17 protein-coding genes are annotated in these 18364 nt (G+C 59.6%); 4 read left to right on the top strand and 13 right to left on the bottom strand.

Features of this window, described 5'->3' with window-relative positions:
* Window positions 1-484 precede the first annotated feature (484 nt).
* The 4 genes from NR193_RS22295 (at window position 485) to NR193_RS22280 (ending at window position 5146) form a co-directional block, all read left to right on the top strand.
* Complete coding sequence (locus NR193_RS22295; RefSeq protein WP_306280407.1) at window positions 485-1204, top strand: response regulator transcription factor; 720 nt, start codon at window positions 485-487, stop codon at window positions 1202-1204.
* Window positions 1185-2606, top strand: a complete 1422-nt coding sequence (locus tag NR193_RS22290; RefSeq protein WP_256752908.1) for a cell wall metabolism sensor histidine kinase WalK — start codon at window positions 1185-1187, stop codon at window positions 2604-2606. Before NR193_RS22295 ends, NR193_RS22290 begins: the two co-directional genes overlap by 20 nt.
* An 18-nt stretch (window positions 2607-2624) precedes the next feature.
* Window positions 2625-3179 carry a PepSY domain-containing protein gene (locus NR193_RS22285; protein ID WP_256752907.1) on the top strand — a complete coding sequence of 185 codons (555 nt, stop codon included), beginning with the start codon at window positions 2625-2627 and terminating at the stop codon, window positions 3177-3179.
* 953 nt (window positions 3180-4132) lie between these two features.
* Window positions 4133-5146: an iron ABC transporter substrate-binding protein gene (locus NR193_RS22280; RefSeq protein WP_256752906.1), complete on the top strand. Its 1014-nt coding sequence runs from the start codon at window positions 4133-4135 to the stop codon at window positions 5144-5146.
* A gap of 91 nt (window positions 5147-5237) precedes the next feature.
* Here NR193_RS22280 and NR193_RS22275 read toward each other — a convergent pair whose 3' ends face one another.
* From NR193_RS22275 to NR193_RS22215, 13 genes are all read right to left on the bottom strand, one after another.
* Complete coding sequence (locus NR193_RS22275) at window positions 5238-6263, bottom strand: hypothetical protein (protein ID WP_256752905.1); 1026 nt, start codon at window positions 6261-6263, stop codon at window positions 5238-5240.
* Window positions 6253-7575 carry a HAMP domain-containing sensor histidine kinase gene (locus NR193_RS22270; RefSeq protein ID WP_256752904.1) on the bottom strand — a complete coding sequence of 441 codons (1323 nt, stop codon included), beginning with the start codon at window positions 7573-7575 and terminating at the stop codon, window positions 6253-6255. Before NR193_RS22270 ends, NR193_RS22275 begins: the two co-directional genes overlap by 11 nt.
* Window positions 7572-8279, bottom strand: a complete 708-nt coding sequence (locus tag NR193_RS22265) for a response regulator (RefSeq protein ID WP_256752903.1) — start codon at window positions 8277-8279, stop codon at window positions 7572-7574. The genes NR193_RS22270 and NR193_RS22265 overlap by 4 nt, the downstream gene beginning before the upstream one ends.
* A 65-nt stretch (window positions 8280-8344) precedes the next feature.
* A complete protein-coding gene (locus NR193_RS22260) occupies window positions 8345-9073 on the bottom strand; it encodes a sphingomyelin synthase family protein (RefSeq protein WP_256752902.1) in 729 nt (242 codons plus the stop codon).
* 38 nt (window positions 9074-9111) lie between these two features.
* Complete coding sequence (locus tag NR193_RS22255) at window positions 9112-9882, bottom strand: glycosyltransferase family 2 protein (protein WP_256752901.1); 771 nt, start codon at window positions 9880-9882, stop codon at window positions 9112-9114.
* The gene (locus NR193_RS22250) at window positions 9839-11062 is read right to left on the bottom strand and encodes a glycosyltransferase (protein WP_256752900.1); all 1224 of its coding nucleotides are present in this window, start codon (window positions 11060-11062) and stop codon (window positions 9839-9841) included. Before NR193_RS22250 ends, NR193_RS22255 begins: the two co-directional genes overlap by 44 nt.
* Window positions 11063-11082: 20 nt before the next feature.
* A complete protein-coding gene (locus NR193_RS22245) occupies window positions 11083-11637 on the bottom strand; it encodes a DedA family protein (protein ID WP_256752899.1) in 555 nt (184 codons plus the stop codon).
* A gap of 280 nt (window positions 11638-11917) precedes the next feature.
* A complete protein-coding gene (locus tag NR193_RS22240) occupies window positions 11918-12856 on the bottom strand; it encodes a diacylglycerol kinase family protein (RefSeq protein ID WP_256752898.1) in 939 nt (312 codons plus the stop codon).
* Between the two features lie 71 nt (window positions 12857-12927).
* On the bottom strand, window positions 12928-15003 hold the full coding sequence (locus tag NR193_RS22235; protein ID WP_256752897.1) for a bifunctional DedA family/phosphatase PAP2 family protein: 2076 nt from the start codon (window positions 15001-15003) through the stop codon (window positions 12928-12930).
* 125 nt (window positions 15004-15128) lie between these two features.
* Window positions 15129-15791, bottom strand: coding sequence for a flagellar basal body-associated protein FliL (locus NR193_RS22230; protein WP_256752896.1), 663 nt, complete (start codon window positions 15789-15791; stop codon window positions 15129-15131).
* Window positions 15792-15856: 65 nt separating this feature from the next.
* Entirely contained in the window at window positions 15857-16408 is a 552-nt protein-coding gene (locus tag NR193_RS22225) for a phosphatase PAP2 family protein (RefSeq protein ID WP_256752895.1), read from the bottom strand.
* A 92-nt stretch (window positions 16409-16500) separates the two neighbouring features.
* Window positions 16501-17748: an MFS transporter gene (locus tag NR193_RS22220; RefSeq protein ID WP_256752935.1), complete on the bottom strand. Its 1248-nt coding sequence runs from the start codon at window positions 17746-17748 to the stop codon at window positions 16501-16503.
* A 1-nt stretch (window position 17749) separates the two neighbouring features.
* Window positions 17750-18292 carry a Chromate resistance protein ChrB gene (locus tag NR193_RS22215; RefSeq protein WP_256752894.1) on the bottom strand — a complete coding sequence of 181 codons (543 nt, stop codon included), beginning with the start codon at window positions 18290-18292 and terminating at the stop codon, window positions 17750-17752.
* Window positions 18293-18364: the final 72 nt, after the last annotated feature.

Genomic DNA, 18364 nt, shown 5'->3' with positions numbered 1-18364 from the left:
CTCTGAGATGATCATCAACGGCCGAGCCTTGGTTGAGGGCGTTCCCGGACGAGGAGGAGGCGTCCATCCCAGTCAGCGTTGGCTGCGACGCCGGGGTGGGTAACGAGACGGACCGATTGAAGCGCCTGGGCTAGGCGGCGGGTTCAGGCGGGACCTGTAGGTTAGCAACAGCTAGGACAATGCAACCATGGCTTCAGCGTAATGACGATTGTATCAAATCAAGTGTAGCCGCAATTGGTCCTCGCGTGAACGGGAGCATGCGCGCAAAATAACGAACATGTGGAGGTTCGAAGCGGTCGCGACAATCGCTCGATCCGTGTGCGCCTAGCCCGAAGTCCTCAACGCGGCGGGCGCCACAAACCGTTTCGGAGGCGACCTTGGCGTAGTGATGACGGGTGCACTTACAAAATCGTAAGCTTCGCGAAATGCTACCGAAAAACAAAGCATGTAAGAGGGGACGGTGGCCCTTTGGCGATATGGTCGCTTGGCTACCTTGGCACTTTATCAAGTGAAGGGCAGAGTTGTTGCGATGCGCCTATTGGTCGTCGAAGACGACGACAAGATTGCAAAGTTCGTCGTCACAGCACTGAAGCAGGCCGGGTTCGCTGTCGACCTTGCAAAGGACGGCGAAGACGGGCTCGAGCTGGCACTGAGTACCGGGTATGATGCCGCCGTTGTCGACGTCATGCTGCCGGGATTGAGTGGCCTCGAGCTGATCGGCGAACTGCGCAACCGAAAGGTTCGGGTTCCCGTGATAATCCTCAGTGCGCGGCGCTCAGTTGATGACCGCGTGAAGGGCTTGCTCAGAGGCGGTGACGACTATCTGACGAAGCCCTTTTCCCTATCGGAGCTTCTGGCGCGTATCCACGCCCTGATCAGGCGCTCGACCAATGTGGCCGAGCCAGCCCAGCTTATCGTCCAGCCTCTCGTCCTCGACCTACAGACACGCGAGGTCACGCGCAGCGGCCAGCGCCTCGTTCTGCAGCTAAAGGAGTTCACGTTGCTCGAACTCTTGATGCGGAACGCCGGCCGCCCCGTTTCCAAGGGGACGATTCTGGAGCGCCTCTGGGACTACAACTACGATCCGCAGACTAATGTGGTGGATGTCCTTGTGTGCAGGCTCCGCAGCAGGGTCGACCGGGACTTCCCGGACAAGATGATCCACACGATCCGTGGTGTCGGCTATGTTCTCTCGGGCCTTTGAAGAGCTCCGCAGGTCGACAGGTTTCCGGCTGGCGCTAACGTTCTCGGCCTTCTTCGTCCTTGGCACACTGTTTCTGTTTGGCTTCGCCTACGTTCTCCTCGATCTTTCCCTGCGAGCGCGGGATCACGACGGCATCGATTCTCGCTTGCAGCAGCTTGCAGCCCAATATCGGGCAACAGATCTAACCGGATTGAGAAAGGCGCTTTCGCTCGAAACCAGGCTGCGAAAGTCCAAGCCCTATTTCATCCGCATTGCAGGTTCGGGAAACGCACTCGTCTTCATGGAGATCCCCGACCAATGGGCGAACTTCGATCTGAAAGGCCTCGAATACGCTCCCCTGGCCGGGCCCGGACCTTTCGTTCGTCTGCCCGCCAGCGACGATGCGGCGATTCTGGAAATAGCCTCGCAGCGGCTACCGGACGGCTCGATTCTGCAGGTCGGCAAGAGCACGGAGGAGCGCGACGATATTCTGGACCTCTTTGCATGGATCGTCGCCGGAGTCGCCGTTCCCGTTGTGATCCTCGGCTTTTTGGGAGGGGCGCTGCTGGCGAGACGCGCCCTGCGCCCGATCCACGAACTCATCGCTACGGTTCGCGCTATCGACGCGGGCGCTACGGCAAGCCGAGTACCCGTGCGCAATACTGGCGACGAACTGGACGAACTGGGGAAGCTTTTCAACGCCATGCTCGATCGCATCGCGGGGCTCATCACGAACATGCGCGGCGCCCTCGACAACGTTGCCCACGAGTTGCGCACGCCGCTGGCGCGGATTCGTGGCACGGCGGAAATCGTCCTGCAATCAGACCAGAAGTCAGGCCCCGCACTGGAGGCTCTTTCAGATTGCATCGAGGAGTCGGACCACCTGCTCGCTTTACTCAACGCGCTTATGGATATCTCGGAAGCGCAGGCAGGGACGCTTCCCCTCACCTTCGCACCCGTCGACGTCAGTGTTCTACTCAAGGATGCAGTCGATCTTTACCGCCATGTGGCGGACGAGAAAGCGCTTAGCATCGCAATCGAGGCGCCTGAGGAGATCTGGCTGATCGCTGATCGCGGCCGTTTGCGCCAGGTCGTCGCCAATCTGCTCGATAATGCGATCAAATACACGCCGAGCGGCGGGCGCATCTTGCTAAAGGCCAGCCGTCGCGATTCCAAGGTCGCAATTTGTGTCAGCGACGGCGGGCGCGGCATGACCGCTGAGGACCTCTCGAAGATCTGGGACCGCCTCTATCGCGGAGAGGGCAGCCGCAAGGAACGAGGCATGGGTCTCGGTCTCAGCCTCGTCAAGGCGATTGTCGAGGCTCACAAGGGGCACGTTGTTGCGATGAGTGACCTTGGGAAAGGGTCCACATTCGAGGTGATCCTCCCTGCATCTTCCGCGAAAAACGGCATGGGACCCTGAGCTACCGCAGCATAGTTAATGGTCATGAAAGGTCGCTGCAATCCTGAGCGGTCAGTGTCATCGCGTGAAAGGGCAGCCGCCGTTGCGAACCTGGACCGCAAGACGAAGATCATGGGCTGCTCTGCATCTAAAGGAGTATCGATCATGAACAACAAACGAACATCCGAATTGACGCTGGCCTTCATGGCTATTGTCGGGGTCGGCTTGCTCGGCAGCGGCTATGCTGCGATCGGCGCGGAAAGCCAACCAGCCTACCAGTCGAGCATCAAGGTGAACAACCAGACCGAAGGAGAGGGTGGTGAAGCGGCCATGCTCGCGTCGCAGGCCAAGATCGACGCCGCCCAGGCGACCTCGGCTGCCCTCGCTCAGTTCCCGGGCAGTGTGCTCAAAGTGGCGCTCGACAATGAGAACGGCAACCTCGTCTACAGCGTCGAGATCAAGACGGCGAGTAACGAGGTGAAGGACGTCAAGGTCGATGCCGGCAATGCCAAGATTCTAGGGGCCGATGCTGCCGGGGAAGACAACGGCACTGAAAATGAAACCGGCGGCGACGGCGACCACGAGGACAATTGATCCGATCTCGCCTTGCACAGTTCTGCGGCGGCCGGAGAGACACACCGATCAAAAATTGGTGTTCTCCGGTCCGCGACTTCACATGAGAGCACGCCGCCAGCCGTCGAACGACCGAACCAGCACTATATAGATTAGATCAAGCGGTCGCGAGCGTTGATGTATTTTGACGCCCGCTATCCGCTGAAGGATGGCGTCGTGATATTGCTGCAGGTTGTAGCCTAATCCCTAATCCGGGGGCAACTTGTGGTAACACCACAGCAAGCGCACCCTTTCGAGCTACGACCCGTCGTGAGTTTTCTACCGACTGGCGATCCTGTTCACACCTTTTCGCCAGGGCCGCGCACGGTCCCGCTAAACGACATCGGATTGATCGCAATCAAATCCATTCTCTAGATAACCCGATAATGCAGTGTCAGGCACGGGAGGTGGTAGATCGGGATGGCTGACCTGGTTACGAATCTACTCCGAGCGTGCAACGCCGAGAGGAGCAGGGGGACGGATTTTCCTTCAATTTGGAAGGAAATCTTGAACGGTCACCCTTGCGTGAAGGGTTTGCCGGTCCAGGGCCTGGACGAGGACGGCCCCATCTTGAAGATTCCGCTGATCAACGGTCAGTTCCTCGTCTTTCTTGGCACTCATTTTTCTCTCAGCTAGGGCCATCGCCAGCTAAAGCCACCGTGCGGGAGGGTTAAAACAAAAAAGCCCGGCGGGAAAAGGCCTGGAGTAGCCAGAATGATCGGGCAAATTGTACCGAGCAGCCGGGCTTTCGTTGCAGCGTTGCCAAAATGGTCTCTTTCTAGGCGCCTCTCGGATTGGGGTCTTTCGGCTGGACGCTCTGGCCAGTCCGAACCCATGAGGGCCGTGTGCTTCACGTTGTCAGTTGCTGCTTTGATATGTTGACATCGATATTCAAGTATTGCTAGTGGCAGGTGCTTAACCGCCCGGAGCTTCCTATGAAATCTGCACTGTCACTGTTTGCGAGCGCCATGGCGCTTTCCTCTCCCTTGGCTGTCGGACACGCTCTGGCCCAGGACGCAAACGACGGCATCATCGTCTATAATGCCCAGCACGAGAGCCTGACCAGCGCATGGGTGGAAGGCTTCACAAGGGAAACAGGGATCAAGGTTATCGTGCGCAACGGCGAAGATCCCGAATTCGCCAACCAGATCGCCACCGAAGGCGCCGCCTCGCCGGCCGATGTGTTTCTGACAGAGAACTCACCCGCCATCGCGCTGGTCGACGCGGCCGGCCTATTCGCGCCAGTCGATGCAGTCACACTGGCGCAGGTGCCGGATGAATTCCGGCCCACCAACGGTCATTGGATCGGTATTGCCGCGCGCAGCACCGTCTTTGCTTACGACAAAACCAAGCTGACTGCCGACAAGCTGCCGAAGTCGCTGCTGGACCTGGCCGACACGAGCTGGAAGGGCCGGTGGGCCGCTTCACCGTCAGGGGCCGATTTCCAGTCGATTGTCGGGGCCCTGCTCGAAATCAAGGGCGAAGAAGATACAGCGCAGTGGCTGAAGGCGATGAAGACCAACGTCACGACGTTCCGGGGCAACAGCACCGCCATGAAGGCGGTCAATTCCGGTCAGATCGAAGGTGCAGTGATCTTCCACTATTATTACTACGGCGATCAGGCCAAGACTGGCGAAAACAGCAAGAACGTCGGGCTCCTCTATTTCAAGAATCAGGATCCGGGCGCGTTCGTCAGCATCTCTGGGGGTGGCGTGCTTGCTTCAAGCAAGCACCCCAAGGAGGCGCAGGCCTTCCTGAAGTGGATCACCGGCAGGGGTGGCCAGGACGTCCTTAAGACCGGCACGTCGTTCGAATATGCCGTCAGCATCGGTGCCGACAGCAATCCAGCGTTGGTCCCGCTGAAGGATCTGCAGGCGCCGAAAGTCGAGCCGTCGCATTTGAACAGCAAGAAGGTAACGGACCTCTTGACCGCTGCCGGACTGCTTTGAGCGGCTTATGGTTGACCGGGTGAGCTGCTCATTTTCCGAGCAGCATGGGCGACGCGAATTCTAAGGAGTTCTGCTTTCAGTTGGCTGAAGATCACGGCAAGCCGCAGCCATCCGGAAATGCATCCAACGAGATTGGCGCCCCAAAGAACGATCCGTCGGTGACGATGCCCGCGGTCGTATTCTCCATGCTCCATTCCTTCGGCGGCTCACCGGGACTTGGACCCCGTCCGGCCACGTGCAGCCCTGTTGCTACCAGCTTGCCTTGCGCATTGTGCCGAACAAGGATCGATCCGGATGTTCCGGGGAAATTGTCCCCATCCGTAAATAAGACGCTCAAACCCTGCTCCAGGCGTAGCATCATCTTCACTGTAATCTTTTCCATGATCAGGGGGCCGTCAGCCTCGATGGCGAGATCTCCAGGCGGTTTTATTGTTATCATGTACAACTGAGCGCCTTCGGCCAGATCCGGGTGCGTCAGGTCCGGCTCCAGGTATTTCATTCCCTCCGGAGGTCTAATGGGCTGGAAAACCGCGCGGTCATCAGTGATCGAGGTTTTTACCGAAGATCGCTGGGCTAAGCTGTAGGAGGTTTCGAGAGGATTGATCGGATGGTGCGCCGGCACAGGTGGCGTTGAGCTCAGTTCGGAGAACGTGGTGAAGAAACAGGTGCTGCTGCCCTTTTTCGCTTTCTCATGGAGAAGGAACCTATCCTTCTCATCAATGACAAGATGAGCGTTCGCGACGAGACAACTCTTGCTGCCGATGAACCAACCGGCCCCGCCTCGATAGTGACTCTGATCGCCGTATTTCTCGCAGGAGACGCGAACCCCGGACGAGTTAATCGTGTTGAATTCCCGAGCCGAGAATCCAGCATGCCGTGCGTTGGTCAAATTGAAGGTGACAAATCTCTTTCGAAAATCGCCGTTGGACAATGCTTCTCGGCTCTGAAGGATGAAATTGGCGGGTAGCAGGTTACGTGAATCGTAGGAAGACCGTTTCCGATCGACATTGGGTGAACCAGCCGAGGCCATTGCTACTGCCAGCAATGACAATAAGCCGGCTACCGGCAGGCAAAAACGAGATTTGGCCAGTTTCGTCCCAAACAAACTAATGGTCATCCAGAACTTCCTCGCGTGCTGCGGGAGACCTGACCGTCAGGGGTCCTTGGGGCTTCCACTGTCTAAGTTCGACCTCAAAGGAGGTGCCTCCGCCGGGCCTTGAAACGCAACGGACGTCGCCCTTGTGATGCCTCGCAATCTGCCTCACAAGGGCAAGGCCAAGACCGGCACCCCCTTCCTGTTCCAGTGTTCCGGCCGGGCGGTAAAATGGTTCGAAGATCCGCTCCCGCTCCTCGACGGCGACGCCGGGGCCCCGGTCGCACACCGAAAGTTTGATTGCTTCCCCTCGACGCGTCAACGACACGTCAATGGCGGTGCCGCCACCATAGCGACGGGCATTGTCGAGCAGGTTGCGGACAAGCCGACGCAGAAGCCGCGGCTCGCCGAAGACAGTGACTGGCTCCCCTTCGAGCGAAGCATCGGCCGCCGCGCACTCCTCGGCAGTGATCGCCAGCAGATCGACCGGGTACATCTCGGTGACGATTTCGAGCGTTTCGAGGCGGCTGGCCAGCAGAATCTCGCCGACAAGACCGTCCAGTTCCGCAATGCTACTTTCGAACTCCCGCTGCAGGCTTTTGTCGGCCTGCGGCTGCAGCATCTCGACACCCATGCGCAAGCGCGCGAGTGGAGAGCGCAATTCATGCGATGCATTGGCGAGGAGCGTTTTATGGGCGGAGAGCAACTCCGCAATTCGCTCCGCCATCTGGTTAAAACTGCCAGCGAGCGCCGCCACTTCGTCCTTGCCGGTAACCTCAACGCGCCGCGACAGGTCTCCCGCACCAAAGCCGTCGACCGCCTTCTTCAGTCCCTCCAACCGTCGTGTCAGGCGGCGAGTGATGGGGTAAGCGCCAATCGCCACAGCAGCAAATGTAGCGCCGAGCAGCAAGAAAACACGGGGGATTGGCTCGTCGTAGTCGACAGGGCGGCGGAGCATAAGCACGCGACCGTCCGATAGCGCGAGTGTTCGAACCCATCCGTCGAGCGTTGGCCGTTCCGTAAAGCCTCCTTCCGTCGGCGGCTCTGGCGGCGGAAGTGGTTCGCCGACCGAAGCGACGGACACGCCATCCGGCGAAAAGACGGCGATATCGCCGCCTCCAAGTCGCTTCTGGAGTTGAAGCAGCGTTGCAGTGAGATCCGATGGCTTGGCAGTGGCGGCAGACATGGCGAGTTCAGCCAATGCGGTATCGATACCAACCCGGGTCTCGGGCTGAATCTCGCCCAGCACGTAGAGCCAAAGCAGTCCCGCGAGCACGGCGAATACGCAAAGGCTGAGCAGCAGAGCGGCGTAGATATGCTGATAAAGGCGCCTCATTCGATCTTGTCCGGTCGGTCATGATGGCGAGCAAAGAGGTACCCCACCCCTCGAATGGTCAGGATTTGTCTGGGCCGGCGGGGGTCTTTCTCAATTGCGGCGCGGATGCGAGAGATGTGGACATCGATGCTGCGGTCGAATGCCTCTAGAGGTTCACCCTTGACCATGTCCATGATCTGATCACGGGTCAGGACGCGGCCGGCGTGCCGGGCGAGAGCAACCAGCAGATCGAATTGATAGCTGGTGAGGCTTTGTTCAGCGCCGTCGACGTGTAGCTGGCGCGCCGCCGGATCGATTTCAAGCGGACCGAAGCAAAGGAGGTCTTGTTGCCGCGCCCCCGCATTCCGCCGCCGGAGAACGGCACGCAGGCGGGCCACAAGCTCACGAGGACTGAAGGGCTTCGGGAGATAGTCATCGGCTCCGAGTTCCAGACCCACGACGCGATCGGTCTCGTCACCCCGTGCGGTCAGCATGAGGATTGCGGCATCCGAGGTCATCCGGGCCTGCCTGCAGACATCCAATCCGTCGATACCCGGAAGCATCAGATCGAGAACGATCGCCGACACACCACCTCGCGCGAGGCGAACAAGGCCTTCCTCTCCCGTTGGCGTGTGTTCAACAGCAAATCCGGTCTGGGTCAGAAACTCCGAGACCATTCCGGCAAGCCTGCGGTCATCTTCAATCAGCAGTATGAGATCAGACATTGCCGCCTGGTGCTCCAAATTTGTCTCTGAGCTGCCGTGATGGATCATACCATTGGAGGCTGCGCTCAGGAGCGCTGCTCGGGTCGCGTAGCCGCGTATTCTACACCCGGCTCCGAACCTGAGCGCAGTTGCCGCGCCAAGCCCAAGCTGGTTTGCTGCCATTTATGCCTCACGCCTGAGGCAGCGTCGAAGTGCTCCCAGTCTCGCCGGAACAGGAACATGGCGAGGTCATTGACCCCATAGCTGATAAAGAACGCTGCAAAGACGTCGATCGAGTAGTGGAGATGGCCGAGAAGCACGGCAGCACCGAAAAGCGCCGTGGCCGTCAGAAAGGTGAACCGCAGCCTCGGATTCTTCCAGAACATCAAGGCGAGAAGGAATGGTGCGCCCGTATGGCCCGAGAAGAAGAGGTCACCGCCAAATGTGAACGCCCGCATAAGCTCGTTTGGATCGAACTTGCTTCTGGTCGGAAAGGGGGCAATGTGGGTTAGAATGATGAATCCCGACCTCACGAAAAGGAACAGAGCCAAGCCCTTGAATACAAACGGAATGCGCTCAGGCCGTATGATGAGAAGAAGGCAGACGAACAGCCACAGGAAAAGTGGCCCCTCGACGAAGATGAAATCGATGTTAACGACCGGAACATTATCCAGAATGATGTCTGTCACCGGGTTGCTGATATTCTCCGTCGCGAAATTTCCGGCGTAGAAGTTCGAAACGATGCTCAGCGCCAGCAAGACAATACTGATACCGACGTCATAAAGAAGACGCCTGCCGGGCTGGGGCGCAAGCATACGGGATGGCCTGACGTTTGGAGACAATTGAGCGTTTATCATGGCGCCGGCTTTTGCGGGTGGTCTCGAAAGTCGAGCCAGGTTTCGGTGAATGGTTTTTTCAGGAACGTCGCCCAGAAAAAGTTCATCGCATAGCGTAGCCCGATGCGCGCCACGCCTTCGCCGACCAGGCGCCGTCCGGAGGAGAGCGCCGGCAGTGAAAACGTGAAATCGACGTCCCCGACTTTGGAGAGGCGGCGGGCGAGTTCAGTGTCTTCGCCGTAAAATGCAAAGTTCGGATTGAAGCCGCCGATGCGCGCCAACGCATCGCGCCTGGCGACGAAGTTGCCTCCTTGCATCATCGACCCAACGCGCAGAACGTAGCGGTTAAGAAGATAGCAAACATAGCCCCCGCAATAAAACGCGCGTACGAGCGCACGGGTATGCTTCGGCAGATCATAGTAGATAAGCGGTCCGCTCATGGCGACGAGCTCGGGATTGGCCGCAAACGCCCACAGGACCTTGTCTATCCATCCCTCGGTAACGATCGTATCGGCGTCGACGTTGGCGACCAGATCTCCTGTTGCGACATGATAGCCCGCGGATCGCGCGCGAACGAGACCCTTGACGGGCTCATCGATGACAACGACGCCGGGATAAGCCTCGGCTGTGTGACGCGTTTTATCCGTGCTCGCATTGTTCACGACAATAATTTCGGCGGCGCACTGTGATCGCTTGATCTCAGCGATGATGGCCTCCAGTGTTCGGGGGAGGCATGATTCCTCGTTATACGCTGGTACGACAAAGCTGATCTTGATGGCTTCTTTCATTGCTTGCTTTCCGTTCAATCAAGAGTTGATAGTGATGCTCCCATTGGTCCGCGATCCGTTCCGTGGCGAATTGCTTCACATAGGAAGCACCACCGCAGCCAAGCTGCGACTGCAGTTCCGGATTGCCAAGCAAATCCGCAAGACGATCCGACAACGCTGCGACATCGGACGCTTCCACCAGGAAGCCGCGGTCACTTCCGATGTATTCGGGAAGGGCCCTCGCATTCGCGCCGATCACCGGGATGCCGCACGCCATTGCCTGAAGCATGGCCATGCCCTGGGTCTCGGATGTACTCATAGTCACGAAGGCATCGGATGCCTGGAACAGCCCTGCGAGGCTTGATTTCGGCAGCGTCCCAACGAAACGCACGCTCTGCTCGAGGCCGATTCGAAGCGCGAGGGCGCGAAGGTGACGGTCCTGACTGCCATGGCCGGCAATGACGAGTTCGGCACTCGGTATCCGCTGCTTCAGCAAAGCGAGCGCGTGGAGGATGGGATCGATATTCTTCTCTGAACCAAGCCTGCCTGCATAGACGATCGTGGGACCATGGAGGCCCAACTCGGCCTTGAGCTTGGACTTCACCGCTTGAGAGACCGGATGGAAAACCTCCGTTGCGATGGGGTTGGAAACGACTTCAAGCGGACGGCGGAGCCTGTCTTGGCCAAGCTCGTTGAAAACCGATCGCGAGGGCGCGGTGACAAAATTGCAGCGATTGTAGTACCAAAGAACGTAGGCAGCCGCCGTATCCATCCCGAATGGCAGATACGAACCGAATGCCCTGATTGCCGTGTGGTTTGTTCCGGCAACCGGAATTCCCAGTCTCTTTCCCACCCGAAGCGCGTTCAATCCGACACCGAAGAAGCTCTGGGTGTGGATGACGTCGGGCCGCTCCTCCATCGGCAGTGGAAACCATGAAGCGGGCACTGGAAAAACCGCTCGCGATTGCCCTGTCGAGGTTGGAAACGGCACCGAGTGCAAGCGATGAACGCGGATGTGGGGGCCCAAATTCAACTCAACGGGTGCTGCGTTGATACGTTCGAATTGACGATGGCCGTAACGAGGCACGTAGAAGTCGACAGCGTGCCCCCGCTGTCCGAGTGCCTTCGCCAACGCTTCAATCGAGTCTTGAATCCCGCCGATCTCGGGATAGAAATTGTCGGAAAAGATGGCGATGCGCATGGCGTCTCTCTTGCCACTGGTTATCTGGACAGAAGGAGATAGAGCAGGATCAAACCCGGGATCAGCAAAACGACGTAATAGTAAGTCATGTTCTGACCGATGAATCCGTATCCGGCGTGAAACGCGTAGCCGAGACAGAGAAGAGCAAGGGACTTGGGAACAGTGGCCAGAAAATTGACTGTCAAGAACCGCCCAAACGCCATCCGGACGATGCCCGCGGTAATCAGCACGGGCGCGCCAATCGCGTGCGTGAGCTTGCCAGCTACGAGAACGCGGTCGGCCTTGCGAAGAAATTGGTCCTGAAGCGCAGCCACCCGCGTGAGAGTGCGTCGGCCCGTCCACCTTGTGACCATTCGAGTTCCACCCCACCGCCCAAGCGCATAAAGAGCTGAATCTCCCACCAGGTCCCCAACCACGACGATCGCAAGAACAGGCCAAAACTTGAGTTGGCTGGTAGCCACAAGGACACCAGCGGCAATGGTCACGAGCGGCCCTTCGGCGATCGCGAGCGGCAGAAGAGCCGCATAGGGGTGGGCTGACAGGAGGCCGAGAATGTCGCTTGGACTGAAGACCATTATTCGAGACTTTCGCCTTGTTGGCGCTGGCTTCGACAGCGTCGACGACGTTGCCCGTGGTGTTCGCACTATATTCTCAAGCTAAGCCATCAGTGTTTCCGGCCTTCTGTCTCTAAGTAAAGTTTTGTAAAGCCGTGGACGGCGCGTGCACTAATTTGTCAGCCTCGGCTGGTTTTCCGTCGTTTCGAGGTCCGAACACGGCCGCCACATCAACAACCGTGAGCGCAGCTCAAAGCGCCTGACTTTGTCTGACATCGAAAGGGCCGTTCCATACTCCTTGTCAGATGGCGGGCGGTACTGAAGCGCTTGGCCTCCCGGCTAATCGCACAGGAGCGAGAACCCGCAATGCATTCGGCCGTATCCGGTAGCGCAACGGCGGTATCGCCTCGATGGTTTCGCCGTCCATTGCGATGCGCAGGTGTCGTCGGCGCGATTTGATCTCCAGGGTTTGAACCCTGAAGAGCTCGACGTCATGGGCTGGGTCGATCAACCCGAGCGCGGCCTTGAACGGCAGCAGCGCGAGCCCCAGCCAGGATTGGGGCTTCACGACGTAGACGCACAGCTCGTCGGACGTAAGACTGCCGCGGTGGCCGAGCGCGCGCAGATCGTAGAAATTGTTGCCGACGAACACGCAAAGCGTCTTCTGGCTTCGCTCGTTGCCGATCGAAATCCTGACCCTCTTCCAGGATGAAGCCTTGAGCGTGCGGACAAGCGCCGGGCCGAGCGCGGCAAGCTTTCCCAGCCCCAACCGCTTCTGCTCGGCGGTCCGTTCGGCGACAAGAAACGGATAAATGCCGATCGATGAGTTGTTGAGGAAGACCTGACCGTTCACCTCCGCAACATCGACCTGCTCCACATGGTCCGCGGCGATTGTGTCCATGGCCGCCCCCAGATCGTTCGACAAACCGAGATCCCGGGCGAAATGATTGAGGGTGCCGAGCGGCAGGACGCCAAGGACGACATCCGTTCCCACAACCGCCGATGCCGCGGAGCCCAGGGTGCCATCGCCCCCTCCGACCACGAGGGTCTTTGGCTTGTTGCCGGGCGATTTCGCAGTGACGAAGCTGTGGGCCATCTCCGCGATCTGGCCCCCGCTCGCCATTCGCACCTCGGCCTCCAATCCGCGCGCCTGAAACCCGTTTCGAACGAATGCTTCGACATCATAGTCAGCGCTCTGGATTGTGCCGGCGCTTGCATTCAGGAGGACCAGGACTGTCATGTGCGCGCCACTTGCGAGGGAGTGAAACTGGTATCGTCTGCTGGTCGATATCGCATCACGAATCCTCTCGGTCAGGGGCTGACAGGGCCATTCTGCAAGGCCCTTGTTCCTGAACTAGCCAGAACACTTCCGTCATGCGCCAACAGAACCTGACCATCCCAAATGTAGGTCGAACTTCGATCGGGCTCCGTTACAAGGCGGCTGGCGTCGAGAGCCGCGGCAAGAGCGTCTCGGGGCGCGTTCGCGTCGGGCTGCGCCTGCGCCATCGTGAAGAACGGGAAGCGACTACCCAGCCGCTCCTCTACAACCGACCCGATCCAGAGTTCCGTCAGATGGCCGTTGCGCAGATCTATTTCGGTCGCCCACATGCGCAGCACGAAGCGCGAACTGGCTCGGCCCACTTCGCCGCGTGGGCGGGCCAGCGTAAGGCTCGGCAGGCGTCCGCGCTCCATATAGGGCAGCGTTGGAAGATCCATCGGACCGGGGCGCAGCGTGAACCAGGCGAGAGCGCCGGCCAAGGTCCACGAAGGTGGCGGGCGCCAGCCTTTTTGCGCCAAATCTGCTTCGAGGCGTTCCAGGCTGCCGGCCCACTGGAAGGTCAATGGTTCCTCGGTCTCGCCCGCGAGATCGATCCGCTGCACGGGCAATTGCTGCCAATCCCGCGCCCACCATTCGGCCGCGAGGATCGAAGGTGCCTCGTATCGGACCGCGTAGCGCTCCATGTCTGCAGCGTGACGGCGGTAGACATTGAAACCGCCTGCGACGACCAGGCCGACGCAGGCCACGACCAGGAGGCCTCCGGCACCCTTTTCTGACGGTTGATGATGCAAGTAGGCTATGCAGAGCAGGGCCAGCCATGCCGTAGCGAACGCCAATCCGCCCGCTACGTCGGAAAACCAGTGGGCCCCGAGGTAAAGCCGGGAGAAGGCGATCAAAGCAACAAAAACGGCCGCCGCAAGCGCAACCGGAAGACGCCATGCCGGCTGAAGCCGCCGAGCGATGAGGAACGCCAGGAAGCCGTACATGACGGCATTTTCGGTGCTATGGCCGCTGGGAAAGGAAAAAGCACTCCAACCGGAATAGAGGTTCTCGGTGGGACGTGCACGATGGAGGGCCACCTTGATGCCCGTGTTGATGGCTGCCGCGCCGCCGATGGCCGCCACCCAGTAAGCGGCGGTGCGCCAGGCACGCCTCCAGGCCAGCCACAGGAACACGACGACGGCAATCGCAATCACGACCGTTGTGTCGCCCATTTCAGTGAGGGCGACCATGATGGTATCGCCCAACGGCGTTCGAAGGTCCTGAAGGATGCGATAGACCGCTGCATCTGTGCGTACCAGCGGATCTCCGCTGACGACATCCTCTAGGATCCCGAAGAAGGTCCAGGCGGCGGCAACGAGTAGCAGTGCCAGCGCCGCGAGGATCTTCGTTTCCTTCTGGGCCGGATCGAGCAAGGAGCGGATCTGGCGGCTCGCCCAGCTATCGCGGGCCTCCGCCCAGCCTCGCAGCCGTTCCAGATTGGCCAGAAGGATGGGAATACCCCGGCGTACCACATGGCGCACAACCCAAACGGTCACCCACAGGATAACAATCAGCGCGACGAGGAGCACCGCGAGCCGGCCCGCGGCAGCACCGGCAACGCTGAAATATGCGCCGACGAGCACGCCGGGCAGGATGTGCGACGGCGCCCAGACGAATGCCGAGACAATGTTGGCGTAGTAAAAGCGGCGGGCTGGCATTCGCACCATGCCTGCCACGAGCGGGACGAACGCGCGCACGCCTGGCGTGAAGCGCGCCAGAAAGACGCTCTTGCCGCCGTGTCGTTGGAAGAACGCCTCGCTGCGGGCGATGAGTTCGGGATAACGGTTCAACGGCCATCGCAACAGGATTTCACGGTGGTAGCGATGGCCCAGCCAGAAAGACAAGCCGTCGCCGACGATCGCGCCCAGAAAAGCTGAGATCAACATTGGCCAAAGCGTCAACACGCCACTCGGGACAAGAGCGGCAAGCCCGACAATGACGGCCGTTCCGGGAATGACTGCGCCGATGGCCGGAAGGGACTCCGACAGAGCCAGTACAAAGATCGCCGCGTACGCCAGATGCGGATGCGAAGCGATGTAGTCCGTGAACGCCGAGAAAAAGGACATTCATCGCCCCTCATTTTGGCCGGAAATCCCCATTTCCGCTGTTCTTTCGACCCTGGCCGATTGGTGCTGGGACGGTCTACGGCATGGGACACCACTGCGGCGGATGCGTTTGATGGCGAAGGTGTTCATTGGGAAATTGCGCCGCTGATCAGCCCTGGCGGGTTTGCGAAATCTTCGTGAATGAGCTGCTCGGAGCCCGGAATGAACTTCCCATCATGGTTGTAGCGAAGCACCACGACGGCGTCAAAAACGTTTTCGGGCCAGTAACCGTCAGGCATGACGGCGTGCGGGTCGCCACCCAGCGCCTCTATGATCTGCGGCAACGTGCCGTGATGCCAGGCAATGAGCACGGACTTTCGGTGGGCTTCGCTCGTCAAGGCATGAACAAGGCCTGCGATGTCCTTGTTGCTGAATCTCAGATCGATGGGAATCCCAAGCGCCTGACTCAAGGGCGCCAGTGTCAGACGCTCGCGCGCACTGTTTGGGGAATCGGCGGTCGCTATAAGCGTATCAGGGCGAAACGCGACGCCGTTCAGCGTGAGATGCTGAAAATATCCGACATAGGCCTGCGCTCGTGCCTCCCCCGTGGGAGATAGCCCCATCCCGCTATCCGGTTTTTCGGCATGACGTATGATCAGCACCGTCGCATCCGCCAATCCCGGCGATGTTGCTTCGGAAGCAGCGCTGATGGAAACCGGCGTCACCAGCCACGTGGCCAGCAGGGCAAGGACAAGCGGGAGCAAGCGGGAGCGATGGAGCCAGGTTGGTGAAAAGGATTCGTGCTCCATTTTGAGCCCTCTCGGTTTTTGAGCTGCGGCATCGTCTCGACATCAAGGATTTCGCTGACACTCATTTACAGAATTCCGGTTACCCATCGATCGATGCGGGTGCCTTCTGGATAGGCCGCACGAACGATGATGGCCGCGATAATCCCGATCAAAGCGCCGCCCAGAACATCGCTGGCGTAATGGGTTCCGATATGGACGCGCGAGTAGGCGACGAGCACCGCGGCGGCGAGGAAACCGAGCCCCACGCGCCGCATGTCGTGTAAAAGGATCGCCGCCGCGATGGCAAAGCTGGCGGTGGCGTGATCCGATGGAAATGAGGGATCGGCGCTGCGGGCGACCAGGAGTTGGGTTACGCCGCCGTCATACGGCCGCAGACGGTGGAAGAAGAGAAGAATGAGTTGATTGAGGGCAAGGCTCAGAAGGAACGACAGGCCTGTCGCGACAAGCACGTGGCGGGTGCGGGGCCTGTCGGTCCGTCGCCACCATTGAATGGCGACGGCCAACACCAGAAGCGGAACACCGATGGCGGAAATCCAGATCATCAGAAAGTCGACGGCCGCGCTTCGTCCTGCCAGCCCGTTGATCGCGTGCGTTACCGCGGCGTCGAGTTCATACATGGGCAGCTCCTTGTTTCGGCCTGGAGAGTCGATGCGTACTCGGCCTTGGGGACAATTGATGGCTGGAGGCCAGTGGACTGGCGCCGAGGTATTCAGGCATCTGCCCGTCCTCTCAGCCGACCGCGGATGACAAACAATCCTGCGAGCGTCAGCACGGTGAAGGTGGCTCCTGCCAGAAATGTGCCTTGCGGCCCGGTCAAGTCCCATAGCGCGCCGGCGACGACACTGGCGACGAGCAGCGCGGTGCCGGTCATAAGATTGAACATGCCGAACGCGGTCCCGCGCAGTTCCGCAGGCGCGGTCTCAGCGATCAGAGTCGCCAGCAAGCCTTGTGTGAAGCCCATATGGAGGCCCCAAAGCAGGACGCCGATCCCGATCCAGACGATGTCTGCCGCGAAGGCGAGCACGATGTCGGCCAGGAGAAGCAGGACGAGGCCGATAGCTAGAAGCGTCAGGCGATTGACGCGATCGGACAGCATGCCAATGGGATAGGCCGAGAGGGAATAAGCGAGGCTCATGATCACCAGCACGATCGGGATCAGCGCCAGCGGCAAACCCATTGATTGCGCGCGCAATATGAGGAAAGCTTCGCTGAAGCGAGCAAGGGTGAAGACCGCGGCGACCGTCACCACCCACCAATAGGTCGCGCCCAGACGGCGCAGTTCGTCGCGATGCAGTGGCATGCGGACACGGCGCTGCACTCTCGGGCACTCCGGTTCTTTCACGGCAACAAGGATCAGCCCGACGGACAGGAATGCCGGAATGACCGCAATCCAGAACACCGTCTGGAAATGATCGGCCGTCAGCCACATCAGGCCAATGGCAATCAGTGGGCCGATAAACGCGCCGATCGTGTCGAGCGACTGGCGCAGGCCGAAGCTTGCGCCGCGCAGATGCGACGGTGCGATGTCAGCGACAAGGGCGTCACGTGGAGCGCCACGAATGCCTTTGCCGATCCGGTCGATGAAGCGTGCCGCGACCAACCATTCGACCGTAGGCGCCAATGGAAAGATCGGCTTGGTGAAAGCGGCGAGACCGTAGCCGAGCGCCGCGAGTAGTTTGCGCTTGCCGAGCCAGTCGCTTAACGCGCCCGAAAAGACCTTGGTGATCGAGGCAGTCGCTTCGGCGATACCTTCGATGATGCCGACGGTCAGGGCCGAGGTGCCGAGCACTGTCACCATATAGACGGGCAGCAGGGCGTGGATCATCTCGGACGACATATCCATTAGCATCGAGACAAAGCCGAGTGCCCATACACCGGCCGGAATGCCTTGCCGGGTCCCTGAGGCACCGACGATCTCGGTTGTCACCACGCCTATTCCGTCACCCGAGCCGTCCATCTCATCGGTTCTCGTCATGGGCGTCGAAGACCCGTTGAGCGTAACTGTCGAGCAAAGCTTGGCAGGCGCGCAGCCGCTCAGCGGCTTCCTCGGCCAAGGTCGCGCCGTAGAAATCAAGTTTTTTGATCTTCTCCAGCCAGCCCTGAAGCTTCTTCAGATCGGTGTCTTCCTCTTCGAGTTCGGCATAAGTGAACTTGTTGATCGTGATCTCCTTGGCGATCTCAATCTCGAAATCGGCGCACCGCCCGAGAAACTCGCGGTACTGGTCATCGCGATCCGCCTTGAAGCGGGCGACCACCTTGTCCTCTTGAGCGCGATCAAGGGCGACTGTCTCCAGGATGACGGATTCGCCGCCCATCTTGGAAACATCGTTCTCCAGCATTTTCAGCCGGCGCACATGGTCGTCGGTCTTCGGCAGCAGGCAGACGCCGTTCTGCAGGTAGATCGCGCCCATGCCCTTTAGCCGCCGCCACAGCGCAACGCGCTTCGTCGCCGGCTCCGGAGGCACCTTGTACGTCAGAAGAAGCCAAGTGGGAACAACCATAGGTTCGTTGTAATGCAACGGCCGTAACAAATCAATGGTATCGATTGGCTACCTGCCAAGACCCGAGCTTGT

The organism is Mesorhizobium sp. Mes31, assembly GCF_024519675.1.
Classification (GTDB): domain Bacteria; phylum Pseudomonadota; class Alphaproteobacteria; order Rhizobiales; family Rhizobiaceae; genus Mesorhizobium.
Note: the sequence above shows the minus strand (reverse complement) of the source record. Positions and strands in the feature narration are given on the sequence as shown.

Coding starts and splice junctions, on each gene's coding strand:
- NR193_RS22270 (WP_256752904.1), bottom strand. CDS start 7,575: ATGAGGCGCCTTTATCAGCATATCTACGCCGCTCTGCTGCTCAGCCTT.
- NR193_RS22235 (WP_256752897.1), bottom strand. CDS start 15,003: ATGTCCTTTTTCTCGGCGTTCACGGACTACATCGCTTCGCATCCGCAT.
- NR193_RS22255 (WP_256752901.1), bottom strand. CDS start 9,882: ATGAAAGAAGCCATCAAGATCAGCTTTGTCGTACCAGCGTATAACGAG.
- NR193_RS22250 (WP_256752900.1), bottom strand. CDS start 11,062: ATGCGCATCGCCATCTTTTCCGACAATTTCTATCCCGAGATCGGCGGG.
- NR193_RS22260 (WP_256752902.1), bottom strand. CDS start 9,073: ATGCTTGCGCCCCAGCCCGGCAGGCGTCTTCTTTATGACGTCGGTATC.
- NR193_RS22220 (WP_256752935.1), bottom strand. CDS start 17,748: ATGGACGGCTCGGGTGACGGAATAGGCGTGGTGACAACCGAGATCGTC.
- NR193_RS22285 (WP_256752907.1), top strand. CDS start 2,625: ATGGTCATGAAAGGTCGCTGCAATCCTGAGCGGTCAGTGTCATCGCGT.
- NR193_RS22225 (WP_256752895.1), bottom strand. CDS start 16,408: ATGTATGAACTCGACGCCGCGGTAACGCACGCGATCAACGGGCTGGCA.
- NR193_RS22275 (WP_256752905.1), bottom strand. CDS start 6,263: ATGACCATTAGTTTGTTTGGGACGAAACTGGCCAAATCTCGTTTTTGC.
- NR193_RS22245 (WP_256752899.1), bottom strand. CDS start 11,637: ATGGTCTTCAGTCCAAGCGACATTCTCGGCCTCCTGTCAGCCCACCCC.
- NR193_RS22215 (WP_256752894.1), bottom strand. CDS start 18,292: ATGGTTGTTCCCACTTGGCTTCTTCTGACGTACAAGGTGCCTCCGGAG.
- NR193_RS22240 (WP_256752898.1), bottom strand. CDS start 12,856: ATGACAGTCCTGGTCCTCCTGAATGCAAGCGCCGGCACAATCCAGAGC.
- NR193_RS22290 (WP_256752908.1), top strand. CDS start 1,185: ATGTTCTCTCGGGCCTTTGAAGAGCTCCGCAGGTCGACAGGTTTCCGG.
- NR193_RS22265 (WP_256752903.1), bottom strand. CDS start 8,279: ATGTCTGATCTCATACTGCTGATTGAAGATGACCGCAGGCTTGCCGGA.
- NR193_RS22230 (WP_256752896.1), bottom strand. CDS start 15,791: ATGGAGCACGAATCCTTTTCACCAACCTGGCTCCATCGCTCCCGCTTG.
- NR193_RS22280 (WP_256752906.1), top strand. CDS start 4,133: ATGAAATCTGCACTGTCACTGTTTGCGAGCGCCATGGCGCTTTCCTCT.